The organism is Kibdelosporangium persicum (genome assembly GCF_013280595.1).
GTDB lineage: Bacteria > Actinomycetota > Actinomycetes > Mycobacteriales > Pseudonocardiaceae > Kibdelosporangium > Kibdelosporangium persicum.
This window is the reverse complement of the sequence record NZ_JAAATY010000003.1, coordinates 300,347-320,272: the sequence shown is the minus strand read 5'-3', so window position 1 is coordinate 320,272 and position 19,926 is coordinate 300,347. Positions and strand designations below refer to the sequence as shown.

Sequence of the window (19,926 nt, the reverse complement as noted above, 5' to 3'; positions counted from 1 at the left end):
GTACACGGGCCTCAGTCGTGGCCCGGACGGCTCTGGTGAGTGCGGGAGCGTGTGAGTGAGTCATGACGTGGAGTCCGCGGCGAGCCTGAAACCGGCCCCGGAACAGGCGGCCGTCCCCAGGCCGCCTTCAGCGACCCGTCGTGTCCGCACACGGCTGGCCCGCAGGATCACCGCGCAGCGCGCGGCCCCTGTCAAGCAGGTGCTCGAACCGTTGGCCGCGGTGCACCGCGAACTGCACCCCAAAGCGGACCTCGGGCTGCTCCAGCAGGCGTACGACGTCGCCGAGGAGAAGCATCGGCATCAGCGCCGCAAGTCCGGCGACCCGTACATCACCCACCCGCTCGCGGTCGCGACGATCCTCGCCGAGCTGGGCATGGACACCACGACGCTGGTCGCGGCGCTGCTGCACGACACGGTCGAGGACACCGACTACTCGCTCGAACTGCTCCGAGCCGATTTCGGCGACGAGGTGGCGCACCTGGTCGACGGCGTGACCAAGCTGGACAAGGTCAAGCTGGGCACGGCCGCGGAGGCCGAGACCATCCGCAAGATGATCATCGCGATGGCCAAGGACCCGCGCGTCCTGGTGATCAAACTGGCGGACCGGCTGCACAACATGCGCACCATGCGGTTCCTGCCGCCGGAGAAACAGGCGCGCAAGGCCAAGGAGACCCTCGAGGTGCTGGCCCCGCTGGCGCACCGGCTGGGCATGGCCACCGTCAAGTGGGAGCTGGAGGACCTCGCGTTCGCGATCCTGCAGCCCAAGAAGTTCAACGAGATCGTCCGGCTGGTCGCCAACCGGGCCCCGTCCCGCGAGAACTACCTCAACGCGGTGATCGAGGAGCTGGACAAGCACCTGACCGACGCCAAGATCAAGTGCACGGTCGAGGGCAGGCAGAAGCGCTACTACTCGATCCACCAGAAGATGATCGTGCGCGGGCGCGACTTCGACGACATCCACGACCTGGTCGGCGTGCGGCTCCTGGTCGAGGACGTGCGTGACTGCTACGCCGCGATGGGCGTCGTGCACGCCATGTGGCAGCCGATGCCCGGCCGGTTCAAGGACTACATCGCCCAGCCGCGGTTCGGCGTGTACCAGTCGCTGCACACCACCGTGATCGGCCCGGACGGCAAACCGCTTGAGGTGCAGATCCGTACGCACGACATGCACCACACGGCCGAGTACGGCATCGCGGCGCACTGGCGGTACAAGGAGACCCGCGGCACCCACGACAGCAAGGCCGTCGAGGTCGACGAGATGGCGTGGATGCGTCAGCTGCTCGACTGGCAGCGTGAGGCCGCCGACCCGGGCGAGTTCCTCGAGTCGCTGCGCTACCAGTTCTCCACCCGCGAGATCTTCGTGTTCACGCCGAAGGGCGACGTCATCACGTTGCCCGCCGGGTCGACCCCGGTCGACTTCGCGTACGCCGTGCACACTGAGGTCGGGCACAGGTGCATCGGCGCGCGCGTGAACGGCCGGCTCGTCGCGCTGGAGCGCAAGCTCGAGAACGGCGAGGTCGTCGAGATCTTCACCTCGAAGGCCGAGGGAGCCGGTCCGTCCCGCGACTGGCTGCAGTTCGCCGCGTCACCCCGGGCCCGGGCCAAGATCAAGCAGTGGTTCGCCAAGGAGCGCCGCGAAGAGGCGATCGAGGCAGGCAAGGACGCGATCGCCAAGGAAGTCCGCCGGGTCGGTCTGCCGATGCAGCGGCTTGTCTCGGTCGACGCGATGACGGCGCTGTCCCGTGAACTGCGGTACCCGGACATCACTTCGCTGTACGCGGCCGTGGGTGAGGGACACACGTCAGGGCGCCATGTCGTTCAACGGCTCGTCGCGTTGCTCGGCGGCGTCGAGCACGCCGAGGAGGAGCTGGCCGAGCGCGCGACTCCGTCGACGGTCACTCGTCGCCGTGCGTCCGGTGACGCGGGCGTGGTCGTCAAGGGCGCGTCGGACGTGTGGGTCAAACTCGCGCGGTGCTGCACCCCCGTGCCGGGCGACGACATTCTCGGTTTCGTCACCCGCGGCGGCGGGGTGAGCGTGCACCGGACCGACTGCACCAACGCCGACGAGCTGCTTGCCGAGCCTGAGCGGTTGGTCGACGTCGAATGGGCGCCTTCGGCTTCGTCGGTGTTCCTCGTGGCCATCCAGGTCGAGGCGCTCGACCGGCACCGGCTGTTGTCCGACGTCACCAAGGTGCTGGCCGACGAACGGGTGAACATCCTGTCGGCGTCGGTGACGACGTCACGTGATCGGGTGGCGGTTTCCCGGTTCTCGTTCGAGATGGGCGACCCGAAGCACCTCGGGCACGTGCTCAAGGCCGTTCGGAGCGTCGAGGGCGTGTACGACGTCTACCGGGTGACGTCCGCGTCCTGAACCAGCGTCGTCAGCGTCGCGCCGGCCAGGGCTTTCACGTCCCGCGAGAAATGCGCCTGGTCGGCGTACCCGGCTTCGTACGCCACTTCCGCGAACGGCTTCCCGGCGTAGACGCGTTCCATCGCCGCGGAGAACCGCACGATCCGCTGCAACGTCTTCGGGCCGTAACCGAACTTCGCCAGGCACTTGCGATGCAGGTGCCGTTCGGTGATACCGAGTTCGTCCGCCATGCCGCGCACGTCGCCGCTCGCGACCAACTGACGCACGCGGTTGGCGAACCGGTCTGGCTCGGCGGATTGCACCGCGCGAAGCAACGATCGCCCCGGCTTGCCTCGGTGCAATTCGCCGAGTAGTCGGTGCACTCGGTCCGTCGGCCAGAGTTCCGCCAGCGGCACGCGGGTGTTCTTGATCGCGTGCGCCGGGATGCCGAGGAAACCCGGCGCCACCCCGGGCTGGAACCGCACACCGACGCCGGTCCCGGTCGCCTCGGTGAGGAACGCCTCGGTGTCCGGGCCCGCGACGACCAGGTTCTCGCCGTTGAAGATGATGTCCATGCAGCCGTCCGGGATCACTCGCTGCACACCGACCTTCGTGCTGGTCCACACGCAGCGGACCGCTTCGGCCTCGGGCGGCTCGTACTCCCGGTACATCACAGCTCCGTCAGGTCGGCACCGTCACCCGTCTGGGCGCCACGCCGACAACGGTAATCCAGGGGTCCGACAGCACAACGGCTCCGCCCGGGACTGGCGAGCGGAGCCGTTGTGCTCGGACGAAATCAGGAAATGGTGGCGGTCTCGATGTTCACCGCGTTCTTCGGGGCGCCATCCTCGGGACCGTTCTGGCCCGGGGTGATGCCGCCCGCCGCGATCTTGTCCAACGTGGCGAGACCGGGCGCGTCGATGGTGCCGAAGACCGTGTAGTTGGGCGGCAGCTGGCTGTCGCCGTAGACCATGAAGAACTGGCTGCCGCTGGTGTTCGGCCCGGCGTTGGCCATCGCCAGGGTGCCCTTCGGGTACGGCACTGCCTGCTGCCCGTCCGCCGGCTTGGGCAGGCTGGCCAGTTCGTCCTTGATCTCGAAGCCGGGGCCGCCGCTGCCCTGACCGGTCGGGTCGCCGCACTGCAGCACCTTCAGCGAGGCCGAGTTGACCAGGCGGTGGCAGGTGGTGCCGTCGTAGAACTTGGCTTTGACCAAGTGCTCGATCGCCTGCGCGGTGCACGGCGCCTTCGCGCGGTCGATGGTCAGCGGGATGTCACCCTGGTTGGTCTTGACGTTGACCTTCGCCGTTCCGGCGTTCGGCGTCGGGTCGGCGTCCGGCGGTGCGTCGACCGGCTTGGACGCGGGCTTGGCAGGGTCCTTCGAGTACTTGCACGGACCGGTCGTCGTCTCGGCCGGGGGAGGCGTGGGCTCGGTCGACGTGTCCGACGCCGTGTCGGTGCTGTCACCGCTGTTCAGCGCGACCAAGAGGTAGATCAGGCCGACGACCAAGACGACACCGCCGACCGTTAAGGCGGTGGCCATGATCCGGCGCTTTTTCGCGCGTTCGGCCCTACGGGCGAGCTGGCGTTCCAGCTTCCGCTTGGCCGCCTCCCGGCGTTGCTGATTCGTCGGCACCTGCACCCTCCCTGGCCCTCACGTCTGCTAGCCGGCGCAGTCTATTTGCACCCCCGGTAAGGACTGTGTAGAGGGGACGCACAGTAGGGTGGCGGTATTCACCCGAGAGGACGTGCGCGTGCTTGTCGTCGGCTTTCCCACCGGAGCCCTGCAGGCCAACTGTTACCTGATCGCGCCGGGCAAAGGCGAGGCCTGCGTCATCGTCGACCCAGGTCAGGACGCTGCCGAGCCGGTCGCGGAGGCGATCGCGGAACACGGCCTCACGCCGGTCGCGGTCGTGTTGACGCACGGTCACTTCGACCACTGCTTCGCCGTCGCCCCGATCTGCGACGGTGACGACATCCCGGCGTGGATCCACCCGGACGACCGCGAGCTGCTGTCCGATCCGCTGAAGGGGATCAGCCCGGAGTCGGCGGCGTTCTTCGGCGGCAAGCTGGCGATGCGCGAACCGAACGAAGTACGCGAACTGGCTGACCAGGCCGTGCTCGACCTGGCCGGGCTGAGCATGACCGTCGACCACACGCCGGGCCACACCCAGGGGTCGGTGACGTTCCGGTGCGGTACCGAGGAAGGCGGCCGGCTGCTGTTCGCCGGTGACACCTTGTTCGCCGGGTCGATCGGCCGGACCGACCTGCCGGGCGGCGACGTGCGGAAAATGGCGCAGTCGTTGCGCACGAAGATCCTGACGTTGCCCGACGAAACGGTTGTCCTGCCGGGGCACGGCCCGACCACGACGATCGGCCGCGAGCGCACGATCAATCCGTTCCTCGCGGGACTGGAAGAGGGCTCGACGGTGCCGGGCCCGTTGCGGGGGCTCTGAATGTCGAACGAGAACCTGTCGCTGGACCTGCTGGACCGGGCCGGCGTGCGAAAGCGTTTCCGGATGGCGGTCATCGCGATCGTGATCCTGGCGGCCGCCGTCGGCGGCGTGATCGGCCTGATCTTCGGACAGGTCGCCGGCCTGGTGGCGGCCGGGGTCGTCGCCGTGCCGTTGCTGGTGTTCAGCTGGTCGCAGGTCCGCAGAACACTGTGGCTGGACGGCACCAAGGTCGTGCTGCGGACGTTCGGCCGTCGTGCCGTCGACCTGGCCAAGGCCGAGCGGGTCGAGATGGTCGTGATGGACGTCCGCAGCGTGCGCACGGTCAGCATGCTCGTCGCTGAGACGCCACGCAGCCGCGGCATCAACATGGCGGTCGCTTCGTACTCCGGCACAGGCGGCGCCGAACTGGGCATCTTCGCGCTGCGCAAACTCGCTGACGCGCTCGCGGCCAGCGCGAACACCGGTTCGCTGGTGATCTCCGAACTGCTGGTGGCGCAGTTGAAGGCCGAGGCACGCGGCGAAGGCCTCGACGGCCGCCCGTTGTACCAGCTGGCCAAGGCCGCGCCGTCGGGCAAACTGGCGGTCCGGCTCAGGCCGGAGGCCGTGACGAAGTTCGTGGCTTCTTTGGAGTAGCGGCCGGTTCGCGGCTGGCGATCATGGCGGCGAGGAACGTGGTCACGGGTACGCAGGCGACGAGCCCGATGCTGCCGACCAAGGTGCGCACGATCTCCTGGGCGATCGACTGCGATCCGAGGACCGTGCCGAGACCGGCGCCCGACAGGTACGAGAACAGCAGCACCGGCAGCGCGGCGCCCGCGTACGCCATCGCGAGCGTGTTGACGGCGGACGACACGTGGTCCCGGCCGATGCGCAGCCCGGCGGCGTAAAGCTCGCGCCAGCTCAGTGACGGATTCGCCCGCCGAAGTTCCCACACGGCACTTGCTTGCGTGACCGTGACGTCGTCAAGCACGCCGAGCGCGCCGATGACGAGCCCCGCCAGCAACAACCCGCGCGCATCGAGGCCGTGCCCGAGCGAGCCGAGCAACGTCGCGGTGTCTTCGTCGAGCCCGGTCAACTTGGTCACCGCGGAGAACAACGCGCCCAGCAGGCCGATGAGGATCAGACTGATCATCGTGCCGAGCACGGCCGTCGATGTTCTGGCAGAGAAACCGTGTGTCAGGTACAGCGCCATGAACATGATCAATCCGGCGGCCGCGATCGCCACCAGCAACGGATTCTCGCCGGCGAGGATGGCCGGAAGCACGAACAGCAGCAGCACGGCGAAGCTCAGGCCGAGCGCGATCAACGCGGCCATCCCCTGATAGCGGCCGAGGACGAGGATCGCGAGCGCGAACAGGCCCGCCAGCACCGCGAGCGGCATTTCCCGCTGGAAGTCCACGACGCGGTACGACTCACCTTTGACCGGGTCGCCGCCGGAGTACGACAACACGATCTTGTCGCCGACGGCGAACCGCGGGGTGCTCGGCTCGTTCGGTGACCGGCTGATGATCTCGCGTCCGGGCGCAGGGCCGTCGCTCATCCGGACGGTGATCACCAGACAAGCCGGATCCGGCGTGCCGACCTGCACGCCGCCGTCACACGACCCGAACGATGCGGCGACGACCTCACCGCGGACTGGAACCTGCTTACCGTTGACCGGTGACGGGGTCTCACCGGTGGGGTAGAGCAGGACGACGCCGACGACGGAAGCGAGCGCGAACGGCAGCAGCAGCCAGGTCAGCAACCGCCGGACGTTCCGTGACGCCGGCTCGACCGGCCCATGCCCATGCCCGTGCCCATGCCCGTGGCCGTGACTGTGCCGGCGATCGCGGCGGCGGCCGCGGTCAGCGGGTTTCTCCGGTTCGTCGGTCACACGGGGAATGGGGACGGTGTCGTCGTGCACGGGCACATCCTGCCTTCTCGTGCTTCACCCCAGTGGATCGGCGTAGCGGAAGTGTCTTACGAGCACGTCGTCGCAAACCTGGATCGCTTGAGCCAAGCGCTCCGACTTGCTCCCCGTCAGCCGCACCCACGGCACGCCCCGTTCGTCGAGCCGGCGAACGAACAACTCGGTCATCCATTCGCGCAAGTGCTCACCGTCGCGCCAACCGTCCTGCTCGAACGGAACGCCGTCATGGTCGGTCAGCAGGTACAGCGCGGGACGCCGGTCGCCTACGGCGTCAGCAACCTGAGGGTAGGCGCGACCGAGGTAACGCTCGCACCAGACGGTCGCGGCCCACGGGTCGTTGTCGCACACAAGAACGGGGCCGATATGCGCGGCTTCGTCCTCCGCACGCGCTTGGCACGCCGCCACGTCCACAAAATCCCCGACCGTCCACACAAGATTGTCGATTGTGGCCGATGCGTCGAACGTTCTCGCGGCCGCGAGTTTCTCTTCGGTGTGCACACGGCCGTACTCCGGCACCCAAGCGACCTGGTAGTAGTCGGCCAAAGCGCGGGACAGCGTTGTCGTGCCGGTGGACTCGGCGCCGACGACCACGATCCGCGCCGCGAGGCCCGCCCGGGTCGCCGGGGCCAGGTCCTGCCAACGACCCCGTGGATCCGCGCGCACCGCGGTCCCGGAAACAGGATGCGTGCCGCGCCCCGGGTCGACCGCGACGTGCTGGGCACCGAGGCGCTTGGCCAGCTCGGGGCCGTAATCCTCCGAGGTGAACACGGCGTCGACGGCCGCGGCGGACGGATTGCCGTCCTGGATCGCCCGGCGGGACAACACCGATCGCGCGATGGCGACGTGTGCCTCCCAGATGGCGTCGTCCTCGAAGTCGGTCGGGTGTTCGTCGATGTCACCGAGCACGACAACACCGGGATCGCCACTGTGTTCCTCGGTCAGCCAGGCGACCCTGGACGCCAGGGGGATCGATTCGACGCTGGACGCGAGAACGGCGACCGTGGTGCGTTCGCTCGCGGCCGCGGCGGTTCGGACGAGCAGATGATGGCCGAGGTGCGGCGGGTAGAACTTGCCGAGCACCAACGCGTGCTGGAACCGCTTCACGCCGCCACCGACTCCCGTGTTCGCAGGTCGGCCCGCCAGGTGCGCAGTCCCAGGACGCACAACGCCAGGAATCCGACGTAAAGGATCGCCGTGAGCCACAGCTCCTTGTAGGCGTACAGCGGAATGTAGATCAGGTCGGCGGTGATCCACAGCCACCAGGATTCGACCTTCTTCCGGGCCTGGCCCCACGTGGCGAGCAGGGAGAGCACAGTCGTCAGCGCGTCCGGCAACGGCACGGTCGAGTCGGTGTGCGTCTCGAGGATCCACGTCAGCAGCGCCGTCCCGGCGACACCCGCCCCGAGCAGGGCCCGCCATTGGCTGCTCGTCGTGTGGCTGACCGGAAGGTGCGTGTGCGCTTGACCGCCGCGCAGCCACGACCACCAGCCGTATATCGCGAGCGCCATGTAGACGACCTGCAGCCAGCCGTCCGCGTACAGGCCACTGGTCATGAACAGGGCGAGGAACGCGATGTTGTTGAGGATGCCGATCGGCCAGTTCCACACGTTCTGTCTGGCGACCAGCCAGACGCACAACGCACCGGTGACGAACCCCGCCACCTCGCCCCAGCTCGTGCTGGTGGCGCCGAGCGTGATCGCCGGCGTGCGGAACGGCACCAGCAACGTGTCCAGTAGCGACATGCTGAAGATCATCTCAGCCGCGCAAGAACATGGAAGACCGTTTTCCCCGATCGCGGGTTGTATGCGCGCATGGTTGATGAGGGGATTTCCAGACGGCGAGTCCTGGCAGGCACTGCGGCGGCGGGCGTCGCCGCCGGGATGACGGTCAACGCGTCGGCGACGGCTTCGGCGTCGACCGGCGTCGAGTTGACCGTCAACGGCGAGAAACATGTGCTGGACGTCGAGCCGAGAGTGACGTTGCTGGACGCGTTGCGTGAGCAGATCGGGCTGACCGGCACCAAGAAGGGCTGCGACCGAGGCGAATGCGGCGCGTGCACTGTGCTGGTCGACGGCAGGCGGATCAAGTCGTGCCTGACCCTCGCCGTGATGCGGGAGGGCGCGGAGATCACCACGATCGAGGGTGTCCGGCACCCGTTGCAGGAGGCGTTCATCCGGCACGACGCGTTCCAGTGCGGGTTCTGTACGCCTGGTCAGATCATGTCCGCGATCGGTCTGCTCGCTGAAGGCGAACCGGGTTCGGACGCGCAGGTCCGCGAACAGATGAGCGGCAACCTGTGCCGCTGCGGCGCGTATCCCAACATCGTGCGGGCGATCCGGGAGGTCTCGGGATGAAGGACTTCCAGTACGCCCGGGCGACGTCCGTGACCGAAGCGGTCCGGTTGGCGCGTCGGCCAGGCGCCGCGTTCGTCGCCGGCGGGACCGAGTTGCTGAACCTGATGAAGGACAGTGTGCAGGCACCGGATCTCGTGGTCGACGTGAACCCGGTGCCGTTGGCCGAGATCACGCAGCACGCGGACATGGTGCGGATCGGCGCGCTGGCGCGGATGACCGACGTGGCGCGGCACCCGCTGGTCCGAGACGGTTTTCCGTTGGTCTCGCAGGCGCTGATGGCGTCGGCGTCCGGACAGGTGCGCAACATGGCGAGCATCGGGGGGAACCTCATGCAGCGCACCCGGTGCTGGTACTTCCGCGATGCCGCGATGCCGTGCAACACGCGGTCGCCGGGCAGCGGCTGTCCGGCCGTGAACGGTGAGAACCGGTGGCACGCGGTGTTCGGTGGCAGCGATTCGTGCATCAAGGTGCACCCGTCTGACCTCGCCGTCGCGTTGACGGCTTTGGACGCGCGCGTGCTCATCGATGGCCGCCCGCCGGTGCCGATCAGGGATTTCTACGTGCTTCCCGGCGCCACTCCGCAGGTGGAGACCGTGTTGCGGCACGGCGAGATGATCACCGGCGTGGAGATTCCCCGGGCCGCGGGCACCTCCCGGTACGTGAAGGTCCGTGACCGGGCGTCGTTCGAATTCGCGCTGGTCTCAGTCGCCGTATTGCTGCATACGCGTCATGGGGTCGTGCAGGACGTGAGGTTGGCGTTCGGTGGCGTGGCGCCGAAGCCGTGGCGGTCCGTCGACGCCGAGGACGTGTTGCGTGGCCGGCGGTTGACTGACCGTCTGCTGGACGAGGCCGCGGAGGTGGCGGTGCGCGGAGCGAGCGCCCGTAGGCACAACGGATTCAAGATCGAGCTGCTGAAACGGACGGTTCGGGCGGCGCTGGACGGTGCACGGTGATCATCGGCAAGCCACTCGATCGGGTCGACGGGCCCGCCAAGGTCACCGGCGCCGCGAAATACGCGGCGGACCAGCACATCCCGGGACTGACGCACGCGGTCCTGGTGACGAGCGCGATCGCCCGGGGCAAGATCATCCGGATCGACACCGGGCAGGCCGCCCGTTCGCCCGGCGTGCTCAGCGTGATCACGCATCACAACGGTCCGAGGTTCGCGTACCAACCGCCGAAGCACCCTTGGATCTACGGACAGACGCATGTTCCGCTGCAGAACGACGTGATCTATCACAGTGGACAGATCGTGGCGGTCGTCATCGCCGACACCCTGGAACGGGCGCGGTACGCGGCCACGCTGATCCAGATCGACTACGCGGTGGAGACACCGGAGATCTCCGTCGAGGCCAATCTGGACAAAGCCTTCATCCCAGAGCGCGGCCCCTTCAATCTCCGGTACGAATACCGCCGCGGCGACGCGCACGGCGCGCTGGCCACGGCGCCGGTGCGGGTGAGTGGCAGGTACAGGACCTCGATGCAGCACCACAACCCGATGGAGCCGACGGCGACGACAGCGGTGTGGGACGGTGACCACCTGACGCTGTACGAGACCACCCAAGCGCTGGCGTTCACCCGGCAGAAGACCGCCGAAATGCTCGGCGTCGACCAGAAGCAGGTGCGCGTCGTCTCGCCTTATCTCGGCGGGGGCTTCGGTGCCAAGGGCTACGTGTGGCCGCACACGTTCATCACCGCCGCGATCGCCCGAAGCCTCGGCAGGCCGGTGAAGCTCGTGCTGACCCGAGCGCAGTCGTACACGATGCACGGTCATCGCGCCGAGACCGTTCAAGAGCTCTCTGTCGGCGCGACACGGGACGGCACGATCACCGCGTTCGTGCACAGTGCCGTGTCGCAGACGTCCATGCTCAACGAGGTGTCCTGGGAGGAGATGGACGCCACGACACAGCTGTACGCGTGCCCGAACGCGGAGCTGACCAGACGGGTCGTGCGACTCAACCTCGGGACGCCGACGCCAATGCGGGCGCCGTTGAGCGTCGGCGGGTACGCGCTCGAGTCGATCATGGACGAACTGAGTCACGCGACCGGTGTCAACCCACTGGAGCTGCGCCTGCGCAACTACTCCACGCATAATCCGGAGAACCCGTCGCAGCCTTGGGGGACGGGCAAGTTCCTCCGAGACTGTTACGAGCTCGGCGCGAAGTTGTTCGACTGGCCCCACCGTCTGCCGCGACCGCGCTCAACGCGCCGGGACGGAGGATGGATCGGCGTCGGCATGGCGACCGCGTTCCATCCGACATACGTCAGCGCCGCGACGGTGTCCATCCGCATGGACGCCGACGGCAAGGCGTTGGTGCGATCCGCGACTCAGGACATCGGCACGGGTACGTACACGATCGTCACTCAGACGGTCGCGGACGCCCTGGGCGTCCCCGCTAAGTCGGTGCGATTCGAACTCGGTGACACCAACTTCGCACCGAGTGCTCCGAGCATTGGCTCGCGCACCGCCGCGAGCGTGGGCACCGCGGCGCACCACGCCGGAAGTGCTCTGAAAGACAAGGTCATCGCGATCGCCGTCGCGGACCACCGATCGCCCCTGTACGGCATACCCGCCGCGCAGGTGACCGCGGCCGACGGACAACTCTTCCATCGCCTGGATCCACGCCGCCGCGAAACGTATGCCGACGTTCTGCGACGGCATGGTCCGGTCGACAGCGAGGCCGTTTGGCCGGCCGCACCTGGGATCAGCAGGTCGTACGGCGCGGTGTTCGCGGAGGTCACAGTGGACGACGCGACCGGCGAGGTGCGGGTGACCAGGCTCGTGGGAGCGTTCGACATCGGTCGCGTGCTCAACGCCAAAACCGCGCGCAGCCAGGCCATCGGCGGCATGATCTGGGGCCTTGGCACCGCGTTGACCGAGCACACGATCGTCGACGAGCACCTGGGCCGGATCCTGACCGCGAATCTGTCCGGCTACCTGGTGCCGGTCGAAGCCGACGTGCCGGACGTCGACATCGCGTTCGTCGACAAAGCCGACCCGGCCGCCAGCGACATCGGCGCCAAAGGTGTCGGTGAACTGGCCAGCAACGGCGCGACCGCCGCGATCGCGAACGCGGTCTGCCACGCGACCGGCCGCCGCGTGCGTGACCTGCCGATCACTCCGGACAAGCTGCTCTAACGATCCTCGCGGTATGCCAGCGGGGTCTCGCCGACCACTTTGCGGAACGTCGTGGTCAGGTGGGCCTGGCTGGCGAACCCGACCTCATGCGCGATCTCGGAGATCGGCCGGGTGGAGCGGGCCAGCAGCAGGGCGGCCCGTTCCACCCGCTGGCCGATCACGTAGCGGTGCGGCGACTGCCCCGTCGCCCGCTTGAAACCGCGCGCGAACTGGTAGACGTCCATGTCGGCCAACGTCGCGAGTTTGGCCAGTCGCAAGTCCTCGGCCAGATGGTCCTTGATGTAGTCGAGGACGTACAGCAACCGTCGCCGGTCGACGACGACGGATTTCGGTCGAGGTGACGAAGCCGAGTACTTGGTCACCAGGTGCGAAGACAACGTCGTAGCGAGATTGTCGACGAACAACGTGCTCGGCCCGCCGTTCACCCGTGTCTCGTCACGGCACTTCCAGGCCAGGTCGTGGATCACCGGGTCGGGCTGGTTGGTGAACGCCCGCAGTTGGGTCGAATCCGAGGGGATCAGGTCCTGGCGCAGGCGGAACGCGATGAACTCGACCAATCCGGTCTCGTGGCGCGTATGCCGCCGGACACCGGCGGGAAGGAACGTGACGGCGCCCGGGAAGTCGGCCCCGACATAACGCTGGCCGTCGTCCAGAGTCACCACGGTTCGATGTGTGGCGCCCGCCAGGGTGACGAAGACCGTGTGATCATCGAGCTGGCTGAGACCTTCGGTGGCAGGGCCGGAACGCCACCGGGAGATCTGGATCCGCACGTCGGCCCACTGGCGCTCGAAGATCGGGAGATAGCGTCCCCCTGGTTGACGAACCGAACACTGGTCTGTCGTCATGACGCCGATTTTCCTGGCCGTTTCGAGGTCGTCGGGCGATGGGCGGGAGGCGACAGGAAACCGACAGGAGTTGGCGGCCGGCGGCGCCTGGGGGGTTGTGCGCCGCCGGCTGACGATCACTGTCGCGTACCGGCGTACAAAACCTGTACAAAGTTTGACACCGACTCGAACGTATGTTCGAATCCCGGTCATGCGTTGGGACGCTCAACGGGCCGATCGCGGGCAACTGGCCTTACCGGGGCTGGTGCGGACGGTTCGCACACCCGAGTTCGCCGACATCACATTCCACGAGGTGCATGCCAAGTCGGTGATCAACCGGGTGCCGAACAGCTCGTCGATGCCGTTCCAGTGGACGATCAACCCGTACCGCGGCTGCTCGCACGCGTGCACCTACTGTCTCGCGGGCGACACCGAGATCCTGATGCTCGACGGCACCACCCGTCCGTTGGCCGACGTCAAGATCGGCGACGAGATCTACGGCACCGGCAGGCTGGGCAACCACCGCCTGCGTGTGCCGACGCGCGTTCTCGCGCACTGGACGACCGTCAAACCCGCGTTCCGTGTCACGCTCGAAGACGGCACAACGCTCGTCGCGAGTGCCGACCACCGGTTGCTGACCGAGCAGGGCTGGCAGCAGGTGATCGAAGGGATCACCGGACAACCGTTCCTTACCGCAGGCGTCCGGCTCGTCACCGACATCGACGGCGTGATCGAACCGCGGCTTGCCGTCGCGAACATCGAACCGCTCGGCGACCCGGTCGTCATGTACGACATCACCACAGGCACGGGGGATTTCATCGCCAACGGCGTGGTGAGTCACAACTGCTTCGCCCGCAACACGCACACGTACCTGGAGTTCGACGCCGGACGTGACTTCGACACCCAGATCGTGGTGAAGGTCAACGCGCCGGAAGTCGTCGCCAAACAACTGCGCTCACCGAAATGGCGGCGCGAGCACGTCGCGATGGGAACGAACACCGACCCGTACCAGCGTGCCGAGGGTCGCTACAAGTTGATGCCACGGATCATCGAGGCGCTCGCGGAGTCCGGTACGCCGTTCTCGATCCTGACCAAGGGCACCGTCATGGTGCGGGACATCCCGTTGCTGGCGAAAGTCAGCGAACAAGTCCCGGTCGGCATCGCGGTCTCGCTCGCGTTGATCGACCGCGAGTTGCAGCACCGGCTCGAACCCGGCACGCCCAGCCCGCAGGCCAGGCTCGACATGATCAAGCGGGTGACCGACGCCGGCTTGCCGTGCGGTGTGCTGATCGCGCCGGTGATCCCCAGGATGACCGATTCCCGTGAGCAGATCGAAGCGGTACTGGCCGAGGTCGCCGCGGCGGGCGCGACCGGCGCGACGATGATCCCGTTGCACCTGAGGCCGGGGACCCGGGAGTGGTTCACGGAGTGGTTGACGCGCGAGCGCCCGGACCTGCTCGACGACTACCGGAGCATCTACGCGCGCGGCAGTTACGCCAGCCGGACGTACCGCGACTGGCTCGCCGAACGGGTCAGGCCGCTCGTGCGCAAGTACGGCCTGCAAGGCAGCAGTTTTCCGCGCGGCAGCATGCCAGAGCCCACGCCGGCATCGCCGCCCGTCGCGTCCGAGCAGCTGGAACTCATGCTTCAACAAAATGTGGACAGCCTCAACCAAAAGTTGTAATTTGCTCCGCATGCTTCGACGGATCAGCGTGCTGGCAGCGGCGTTAGCGCTGCTCACAGCTTGTGGCGGCAAGGACGAGCCGGCCGGCGCGCCGGCTCCCAGCGGGCAGGACTCGCCCGTTTCGGCGGTGGCCAAGGACGACAAACTGGCGGCGGAGCTGCCGCCGGAGATCGCCTCGGCCGGCCGGATCAGGATCGGCTCGAACATCCAGAACCCGCCGAACAACTTCTACGCCGCCGACGGCAAGACACCGATCGGTTCCGAGGTCGACCTGGCCAAGGCGATCGGCAAGCGGCTGGGCGTGGAGATGGTCTACGAGGACATGGCCTTCGGCTCGCTGATCACCAGCCTGCAGGCCGGCCGGATCGACCTGACCATGGCCGCGATGAACGACACCAAGGAACGGCAGAAGTCCATCGACTTCGTCGACTACTTCACGTCGGGCATCACGATCATGGTCCAGAAGGGCAACCCGGCGGGCATCAAGTCACCGGACGACCTCTGCGGCAAGGCGGTCGCCGTGAACTCCGGCAGCAGCCAGGAGACGTACGCCAAGGAACGCGGCACGATCTGCACCCAGCAGGGCAAGGGCGAGGTCACGGTCGCCGCCACCGACAGTGACACGCAGAACCAGAACCAGCTGCGCACCGGCCGCGTCCAGGCGATCCTCAACGACCTGCCGACCGCGGTGTACGTGGCCCAGACCGCGGGCGAGGGCAAGTACTTCGAGGTCGTCAACCTGCCGCCGATCAACGGCGGCCCGTACGGCATCGGCGTGAACAAGCAGAACCCGAAACTGGCCAAAGCCGTGCAGCTGGCGCTGCAGTCGCTGGTGGACGACGGCACGTACACCAAGATCCTGCAGTCGTGGAACGTCACCCAGGGCGCGATCCAGAAGGTCACCGTCAATGGCGGCCCCTGACCCCACCATGCCGATCGTCCGGCTGACCCACTGGGGACGGTGGGTCGGCGCGGCGGTCATCGTCGGCATCCTGGTCGCGCTCGGGTTCGCGTTCGCCGACGCGCAGATCCTCTGGGAGGACATCCCGGACTTCTTCGCGTTCGAGGTGATGATCGACGGCCTGTGGCGCACCCTCGGCCTCGCGGTCGCCGCGCAGGCAGGCGCGATCGTCATCGGCATCGTCATCGCGCTGATGGGCCGCTCGGCCAACCCGGTCGCCCGCTGGTTCGCGTGGGGCTACATCTGGATCTTCCGTGGTCTGCCCGTCCTGCTGCAGATCCTGATCTGGTACAACCTCGCGCTGGTGTTCCCGGTCATCTCGATCCCGTTCGTCGTCGACGCGCCGACCAACACGGTGATCAACGCGTTCGCCGCCGCGCTGCTCGGCCTCGGGCTCAACGAGAGCGCCTACATGGCCGAGATCATCCGCGCCGGACTGAACAGCGTCGACCGCGGGCAGATCGAAGCCGCGCAGTCGATCGGGATGACACCCGGCAAGACGCTGATCCGCGTGACGCTGCCGCAGGCGATGCGGGTGATCATCCCGCCGACCGGCAACGACTTCATCAACATGCTCAAGGGCACGTCGATCGCCTCGGTGATCCCGTACGTCGAACTGACCAAGGCCGCGAGCAACATCGCCTCGCGCAACCTGGAGTTCATGGAGACGCTGCTGGCGGCCGCGGCCTGGTACATGATCCTGGTCAGCATCGCCAGCGTCGGCCAGTACTACCTGGAACGGTCGTTCGACGCCGCCGACCGCGCGCATCGCCTGCGCAACAAGGTCGGCCGGTCACTGAAGTTGGGGCGGGCATGACGCAACCACTGGTTCGTGCGGTCGGTGTGGTCAAGAAATTCGGCCACACGACTGTGCTGCACGATGTGTCGATGGACGTCCAGCCCGGCCAGGTGGTCTGCCTGCTGGGCCCGTCCGGCGCGGGCAAGAGCACGTTCCTGCGCTGCATCAACCATCTGGAGCCGCTCGACGGCGGCCAGATCTGGGTCGACGGCGAACCGATCGGTTACCGCGTGCGCAACGGCAAGTTGTACGAGCTGCGCGAACGTGACGTAGCCAAGCAACGCCGGGGCATCGGCATGGTGTTCCAGCGGTTCAACCTGTTCCCGCACCGCACGGCGTTGCAGAACGTCGTCGAAGGACCGGTCCAGGTCAGGCGCCGCGACCAGGCCGAGGCGCGGAAGAAGGCGATGGCACTGCTTGACCGCGTCGGGCTGGCGGACAAGGCCGACGCCTATCCGGGCCAGTTGTCCGGCGGGCAGCAGCAGCGCGTAGCGATCGCCAGGGCACTGGCGATGGAACCGAAGCTGATGTTGTTCGACGAGCCGACCTCGGCGCTGGATCCGGAGTTGGTCGGCGAGGTACTGGACGTGATGGTGGGGCTGGCCAAGGACGGCATGACGATGATCGTGGTGACCCATGAGATCGGTTTCGCCCGTCAGGTCGCCGACCATGTCGTGTTCATGGTGGACGGCGCCGTCGTCGAGACCGGCCCGCCCAGCCAGGTCCTGGACAACCCGGAACATCAGCGCACACAGCAGTTCCTGGCGAAGGTGCTATAGGTGATCCCCAACCAGTTCCGCGAGCCCACCGGATACCTGGACTTCGCGCGGTTCGGCCCGCCGTCCAACGCCGTGCTCGCCGAGCGGTCGCGGCTGACCGAGTACTCGGCGGTCGCCGGGCCCACGACGGTCGACGACCTGATGCGTCAGGATCTGCGCGCGCGAGCGGCGGTCGCCCGGCTCTGCCGGACGGACACCGACCATGTCGTGCTGCTCCCCAACACCAGCACCGGCCTTTTCCAGGTCGCTTTCGGTGTGACCGGCGAGGTCGTCGTCTCCGCGGCCGAGTTCCCGGCGAACACTTATCCCTGGTCACGGGCACCGGGCGTGACTCCGCACTGGGTTCGTCATGTGACGGAAATCGGGGAAGGCCTGACCAAGGAGACGGTCGCGATATCGCTCAGCGCGGTCGATTTCCGGACGGGCTATCGCGCGGACCTGGCGCGGATGCGGGACATCGCCGGCGACCGCCTGCTCGTCGTCGACGGCATCCAGGGTTTCGGCGTTGTCGACGAACCGTGGGAGGTCGCCGACGTACTCGTGGTCGGCGGACAGAAATGGCTGCGCGCCGGATGGTCGACCGGATTCATGGTGTTGTCCGACCGCGCACTCGAACGGCTCGATCCGGTGCTGTCCGGCTGGACCGGCGCCGAGGACCCGGGGCTGTTCGACAACGAGGTGCACCAACCGGCGCCGTTCGCGGCGGCTTGGTCGTTGACGAACCTCAGCCCGATCGCGGCGGGCGCGCTGAACGTCGCGCTGGAGCTCGTCGAGCAGTCCGGGATCAGCCAGATCGAGGCGGAGATCTCGGCCAAGATCGACGAACTCGGCGACGTGGTGCACCGAGCGGGCGGCCAGATCGTCTCGTCCTTCGAACCCGCTCGCCGGGCCGGCATCCTGGCGTTCACGATCCCCGGCCACCCGGCCGAGACCGTGGGCGCGGTCCTCAACGCGGAGGGAATCAGCGCGACCATCCGCCCCGAGCACGTCCGGTTGTCGCCGCACGTGTCCACGACCGCGGACACCATCGACCAACTGTCCATCGCGCTGAAGCGTCTCCTGCCGACCGGTCGGCCGGGCGCCGAACCGAAACGGTCGGTCGCCGGAGTGCTCGAAACGCTGATCCCGACGATCAACGGACTCGGCGCGGCACTCGGGCCGGGCACCGAAGTGGTCCTGCACGACCTGAGCAAACTGCCCAACTCGATCGTGGCCATCGCCGGCGACCTGACCCACCGGACGGTGGGCGGCCCGATGACCGACCTGCTGCTCGGTTTGGTGCGCCGCGGAACCACCCAGGACCTGACCAACTACGAAACCCACGCGCCCGACGGACGGCCGATCACGTCGTCCACGGTGTTCATCCGCGACCCGGACGGCGTCGCCGTCGGATGCCTGTGCGTCAACTCCGAGTCCATGTCGGCCACGCCGCCCGCACAGGACGTGGAGACGTTCCCCGGCGACGTCGACACACTGCAACGGCACCTGGTCGAACGCGCGGTCGCGGACGTCGGCGTGCCCGTCGGGCTGATGAAGAAGGCGCACAAGTCCCAGGTCGTCAAAGTGCTCGACGAAGCAGGGTTCTTCCTGATCAGGGACGCCGTCGACTACCTCGCCGCCGAACTGCAGGTGACGAGGTACACGATCTACAACTACCTGAACGAGATCAGGGGACCCAGCCCCACTCAACCGTGAACGTGCCCGGCCCGAAACCGAGCACAACGGCGTGCGTCCGGCCCGCACTGTCGACGACCAGATCCCGCCGCGTCGCGGAGTCCGGGTCGTCGGCGGGCGTGCTGACCTGGTGGCAGTACGCCGGCAGATCGGTCGGGTCGAACCGCATCTCGACGACGTAGTCACGGACCGGCAGCCGGAACTTGCGGCAGAACGAATCGTCGCCGCGCGCGTACGGCGGCCCGGCCATGGCGACCTCGTACTCCATGATCACGGTGTCGCCGCGTGCCAGCGGACGGTCGAAGAGCAGTTCGCTGACGATCAGACCGGCCTCGGGGTCCTCGGCGACGCGGCCGAGCCGGCACGACTGCAACGGCACGATCCGCGGCAGCGGATTACCGGGCTTCGCGACGTCGTAGACAGAGATCCAGCGGTCGGCGCCGTCATGCTCGGCACGTAACACCTGGCGGACGCGCACGTTGCGTTCGCCACGGTCGCCCGCGATCTCCACCCGATCGTGTTGGCTGATGCGCGTCAAGGACGTGTCCGAAGCCAGATCCATCCGCGCCAGCAACGGCGCCAACTGCTCGCGGTTGTTCCATAACGCGTCGATGGGTATCGCGGTCGGCGTACGTTGCGCTCGGCCACGCGGACGCGGCGGCCCGAGCAACGCGGTCAAAGACCCCGACTCCACTCCGAGCACTTCCTCGAGATGCTTCAGCGCGCTCATCGACTCCGGCCGTTCCGGCCTGCGCCTGCCCGACTGCCAGTAACTCAGCGCCGTCACGCTGATGGTCAGGCCCCGGGCTCTGAGCCGGTACTGGATCCGGTCAAGACTCAGCCCACTCGCGCGGATCGCCGCACGCAGGGCGACGGGGAACGCATCACCAGCCAGCACGTCGACCTCGTCGACCGCGCCGGCGTCCCCAACCGGCCAGCCTCCCATAGTTCGGCTCCCCTGGGTCATGAACCGTTACACGACACTACTTCGCGGTAACCG

Annotated in this window: 18 protein-coding genes; 11 read left to right on the top strand and 7 right to left on the bottom strand. The window is 67.6% G+C overall.

The window, feature by feature from the left end; translation table 11 throughout:
- Window positions 1-55 precede the first annotated feature (55 nt).
- Window positions 56-2,371 carry a RelA/SpoT family protein gene (locus tag GC106_RS08260; RefSeq protein WP_173126205.1) on the top strand — a complete coding sequence of 772 codons (2,316 nt, stop codon included), beginning with the start codon at window positions 56-58 and terminating at the stop codon, window positions 2,369-2,371.
- Here GC106_RS08260 and GC106_RS08255 read toward each other — a convergent pair.
- Window positions 2,347-3,021: a helix-turn-helix domain-containing protein gene (locus GC106_RS08255; protein ID WP_173126203.1), complete on the bottom strand. Its 675-nt coding sequence runs from the start codon at window positions 3,019-3,021 to the stop codon at window positions 2,347-2,349. The genes GC106_RS08260 and GC106_RS08255 overlap by 25 nt on opposite strands.
- Window positions 3,022-3,146: 125 nt before the next feature.
- Window positions 3,147-3,983, bottom strand: a complete 837-nt coding sequence (locus GC106_RS08250) for a peptidylprolyl isomerase (RefSeq protein WP_173126200.1) — start codon at window positions 3,981-3,983, stop codon at window positions 3,147-3,149.
- 118 nt (window positions 3,984-4,101) lie between these two features.
- Here GC106_RS08250 and GC106_RS08245 point away from each other — a divergent pair, with 118 nt between their 5' ends.
- Both GC106_RS08245 and GC106_RS08240 read left to right on the top strand, forming a co-directional pair.
- The gene (locus GC106_RS08245) at window positions 4,102-4,803 is read left to right on the top strand and encodes an MBL fold metallo-hydrolase (RefSeq protein ID WP_173126665.1); all 702 of its coding nucleotides are present in this window, start codon (window positions 4,102-4,104) and stop codon (window positions 4,801-4,803) included.
- A complete protein-coding gene (locus GC106_RS08240) occupies window positions 4,804-5,436 on the top strand; it encodes a hypothetical protein (RefSeq protein ID WP_173126197.1) in 633 nt (210 codons plus the stop codon).
- Here GC106_RS08240 and GC106_RS08235 read toward each other — a convergent pair.
- Genes GC106_RS08235 through pnuC form a run of 3 tightly spaced genes read right to left on the bottom strand, consistent with a single transcriptional unit; the run spans window position 5,393 to window position 8,454 of the window.
- The gene (locus GC106_RS08235; protein ID WP_312872535.1) at window positions 5,393-6,706 is read right to left on the bottom strand and encodes a YibE/F family protein; all 1,314 of its coding nucleotides are present in this window, start codon (window positions 6,704-6,706) and stop codon (window positions 5,393-5,395) included. The two genes, GC106_RS08240 and GC106_RS08235, sit on opposite strands and share 44 nt — an antisense overlap.
- 24 nt (window positions 6,707-6,730) lie before the next feature.
- Window positions 6,731-7,816 (bottom strand): AAA family ATPase, encoded by a 1,086-nt coding sequence (locus GC106_RS47595; protein ID WP_173126192.1) that lies wholly within the window; start codon window positions 7,814-7,816, stop codon window positions 6,731-6,733.
- A complete protein-coding gene (pnuC, locus tag GC106_RS08225; protein ID WP_173126189.1) occupies window positions 7,813-8,454 on the bottom strand; it encodes a nicotinamide riboside transporter PnuC in 642 nt (213 codons plus the stop codon). Before pnuC ends, GC106_RS47595 begins: the two co-directional genes overlap by 4 nt.
- A gap of 138 nt (window positions 8,455-8,592) precedes the next feature.
- On the opposite strand from pnuC, the gene GC106_RS08220 reads away from it, so the two are divergent.
- Genes GC106_RS08220 through GC106_RS08210 form a run of 3 tightly spaced genes read left to right on the top strand, consistent with a single transcriptional unit; the run spans window position 8,593 to window position 12,205 of the window.
- Window positions 8,593-9,066 (top strand): (2Fe-2S)-binding protein, encoded by a 474-nt coding sequence (locus GC106_RS08220; RefSeq protein ID WP_173126662.1) that lies wholly within the window; start codon window positions 8,593-8,595, stop codon window positions 9,064-9,066.
- Window positions 9,063-10,019, top strand: coding sequence for an FAD binding domain-containing protein (locus tag GC106_RS08215; RefSeq protein WP_173126186.1), 957 nt, complete (start codon window positions 9,063-9,065; stop codon window positions 10,017-10,019). Before GC106_RS08220 ends, GC106_RS08215 begins: the two co-directional genes overlap by 4 nt.
- Window positions 10,016-12,205 carry a xanthine dehydrogenase family protein molybdopterin-binding subunit gene (locus GC106_RS08210; protein WP_173126183.1) on the top strand — a complete coding sequence of 730 codons (2,190 nt, stop codon included), beginning with the start codon at window positions 10,016-10,018 and terminating at the stop codon, window positions 12,203-12,205. Before GC106_RS08215 ends, GC106_RS08210 begins: the two co-directional genes overlap by 4 nt.
- Here GC106_RS08210 and GC106_RS08205 read toward each other — a convergent pair.
- Window positions 12,202-13,050, bottom strand: a complete 849-nt coding sequence (locus GC106_RS08205; RefSeq protein ID WP_173126180.1) for a helix-turn-helix domain-containing protein — start codon at window positions 13,048-13,050, stop codon at window positions 12,202-12,204. The genes GC106_RS08210 and GC106_RS08205 overlap by 4 nt on opposite strands.
- A gap of 190 nt (window positions 13,051-13,240) precedes the next feature.
- Between GC106_RS08205 and GC106_RS08200 the strand changes: the two genes are divergently transcribed.
- The 5 genes from GC106_RS08200 to GC106_RS08180 are packed head-to-tail and all read left to right on the top strand — an operon-like array spanning window position 13,241 to window position 18,947.
- Window positions 13,241-14,713, top strand: a complete 1,473-nt coding sequence (locus tag GC106_RS08200) for an Rv2578c family radical SAM protein (RefSeq protein ID WP_173126177.1) — start codon at window positions 13,241-13,243, stop codon at window positions 14,711-14,713.
- Window positions 14,714-14,723: 10 nt separating this feature from the next.
- Window positions 14,724-15,635 (top strand): ABC transporter substrate-binding protein, encoded by a 912-nt coding sequence (locus GC106_RS08195; RefSeq protein ID WP_173126174.1) that lies wholly within the window; start codon window positions 14,724-14,726, stop codon window positions 15,633-15,635.
- Window positions 15,622-16,491, top strand: a complete 870-nt coding sequence (locus tag GC106_RS08190) for an amino acid ABC transporter permease (protein WP_173126171.1) — start codon at window positions 15,622-15,624, stop codon at window positions 16,489-16,491. The genes GC106_RS08195 and GC106_RS08190 overlap by 14 nt, the downstream gene beginning before the upstream one ends.
- Complete coding sequence (locus tag GC106_RS08185; protein WP_173126169.1) at window positions 16,488-17,252, top strand: amino acid ABC transporter ATP-binding protein; 765 nt, start codon at window positions 16,488-16,490, stop codon at window positions 17,250-17,252. The genes GC106_RS08190 and GC106_RS08185 overlap by 4 nt, the downstream gene beginning before the upstream one ends.
- Window positions 17,253-18,947: an aminotransferase class V-fold PLP-dependent enzyme gene (locus GC106_RS08180; RefSeq protein WP_173126166.1), complete on the top strand. Its 1,695-nt coding sequence runs from the start codon at window positions 17,253-17,255 to the stop codon at window positions 18,945-18,947.
- On the opposite strand, the gene GC106_RS08175 is transcribed toward GC106_RS08180, so the two are convergent.
- A complete protein-coding gene (locus tag GC106_RS08175) occupies window positions 18,919-19,872 on the bottom strand; it encodes a helix-turn-helix domain-containing protein (RefSeq protein ID WP_246365099.1) in 954 nt (317 codons plus the stop codon). The two genes, GC106_RS08180 and GC106_RS08175, sit on opposite strands and share 29 nt — an antisense overlap.
- Window positions 19,873-19,926 lie beyond the last annotated feature (54 nt).

What these genes read in the sequence shown, in the direction of transcription:
- GC106_RS08240 (WP_173126197.1), top strand. Translation starts at nt 4,804, where the DNA reads ATGTCGAACGAGAACCTGTCGCTGGACCTGCTGGACCGGGCCGGCGTG.
- GC106_RS08190 (WP_173126171.1), top strand. Translation starts at nt 15,622, where the DNA reads ATGGCGGCCCCTGACCCCACCATGCCGATCGTCCGGCTGACCCACTGG.
- GC106_RS08195 (WP_173126174.1), top strand. Translation starts at nt 14,724, where the DNA reads ATGCTTCGACGGATCAGCGTGCTGGCAGCGGCGTTAGCGCTGCTCACA.
- GC106_RS08175 (WP_246365099.1), bottom strand. Translation starts at nt 19,872, where the DNA reads ATGGGAGGCTGGCCGGTTGGGGACGCCGGCGCGGTCGACGAGGTCGAC.
- GC106_RS08205 (WP_173126180.1), bottom strand. Translation starts at nt 13,050, where the DNA reads ATGACGACAGACCAGTGTTCGGTTCGTCAACCAGGGGGACGCTATCTC.
- GC106_RS08215 (WP_173126186.1), top strand. Translation starts at nt 9,063, where the DNA reads ATGAAGGACTTCCAGTACGCCCGGGCGACGTCCGTGACCGAAGCGGTC.
- GC106_RS08185 (WP_173126169.1), top strand. Translation starts at nt 16,488, where the DNA reads ATGACGCAACCACTGGTTCGTGCGGTCGGTGTGGTCAAGAAATTCGGC.
- GC106_RS08255 (WP_173126203.1), bottom strand. Translation starts at nt 3,021, where the DNA reads ATGTACCGGGAGTACGAGCCGCCCGAGGCCGAAGCGGTCCGCTGCGTG.
- pnuC (WP_173126189.1), bottom strand. Translation starts at nt 8,454, where the DNA reads ATGTCGCTACTGGACACGTTGCTGGTGCCGTTCCGCACGCCGGCGATC.
- GC106_RS08220 (WP_173126662.1), top strand. Translation starts at nt 8,593, where the DNA reads ATGACGGTCAACGCGTCGGCGACGGCTTCGGCGTCGACCGGCGTCGAG.
- GC106_RS08200 (WP_173126177.1), top strand. Translation starts at nt 13,241, where the DNA reads ATGCGTTGGGACGCTCAACGGGCCGATCGCGGGCAACTGGCCTTACCG.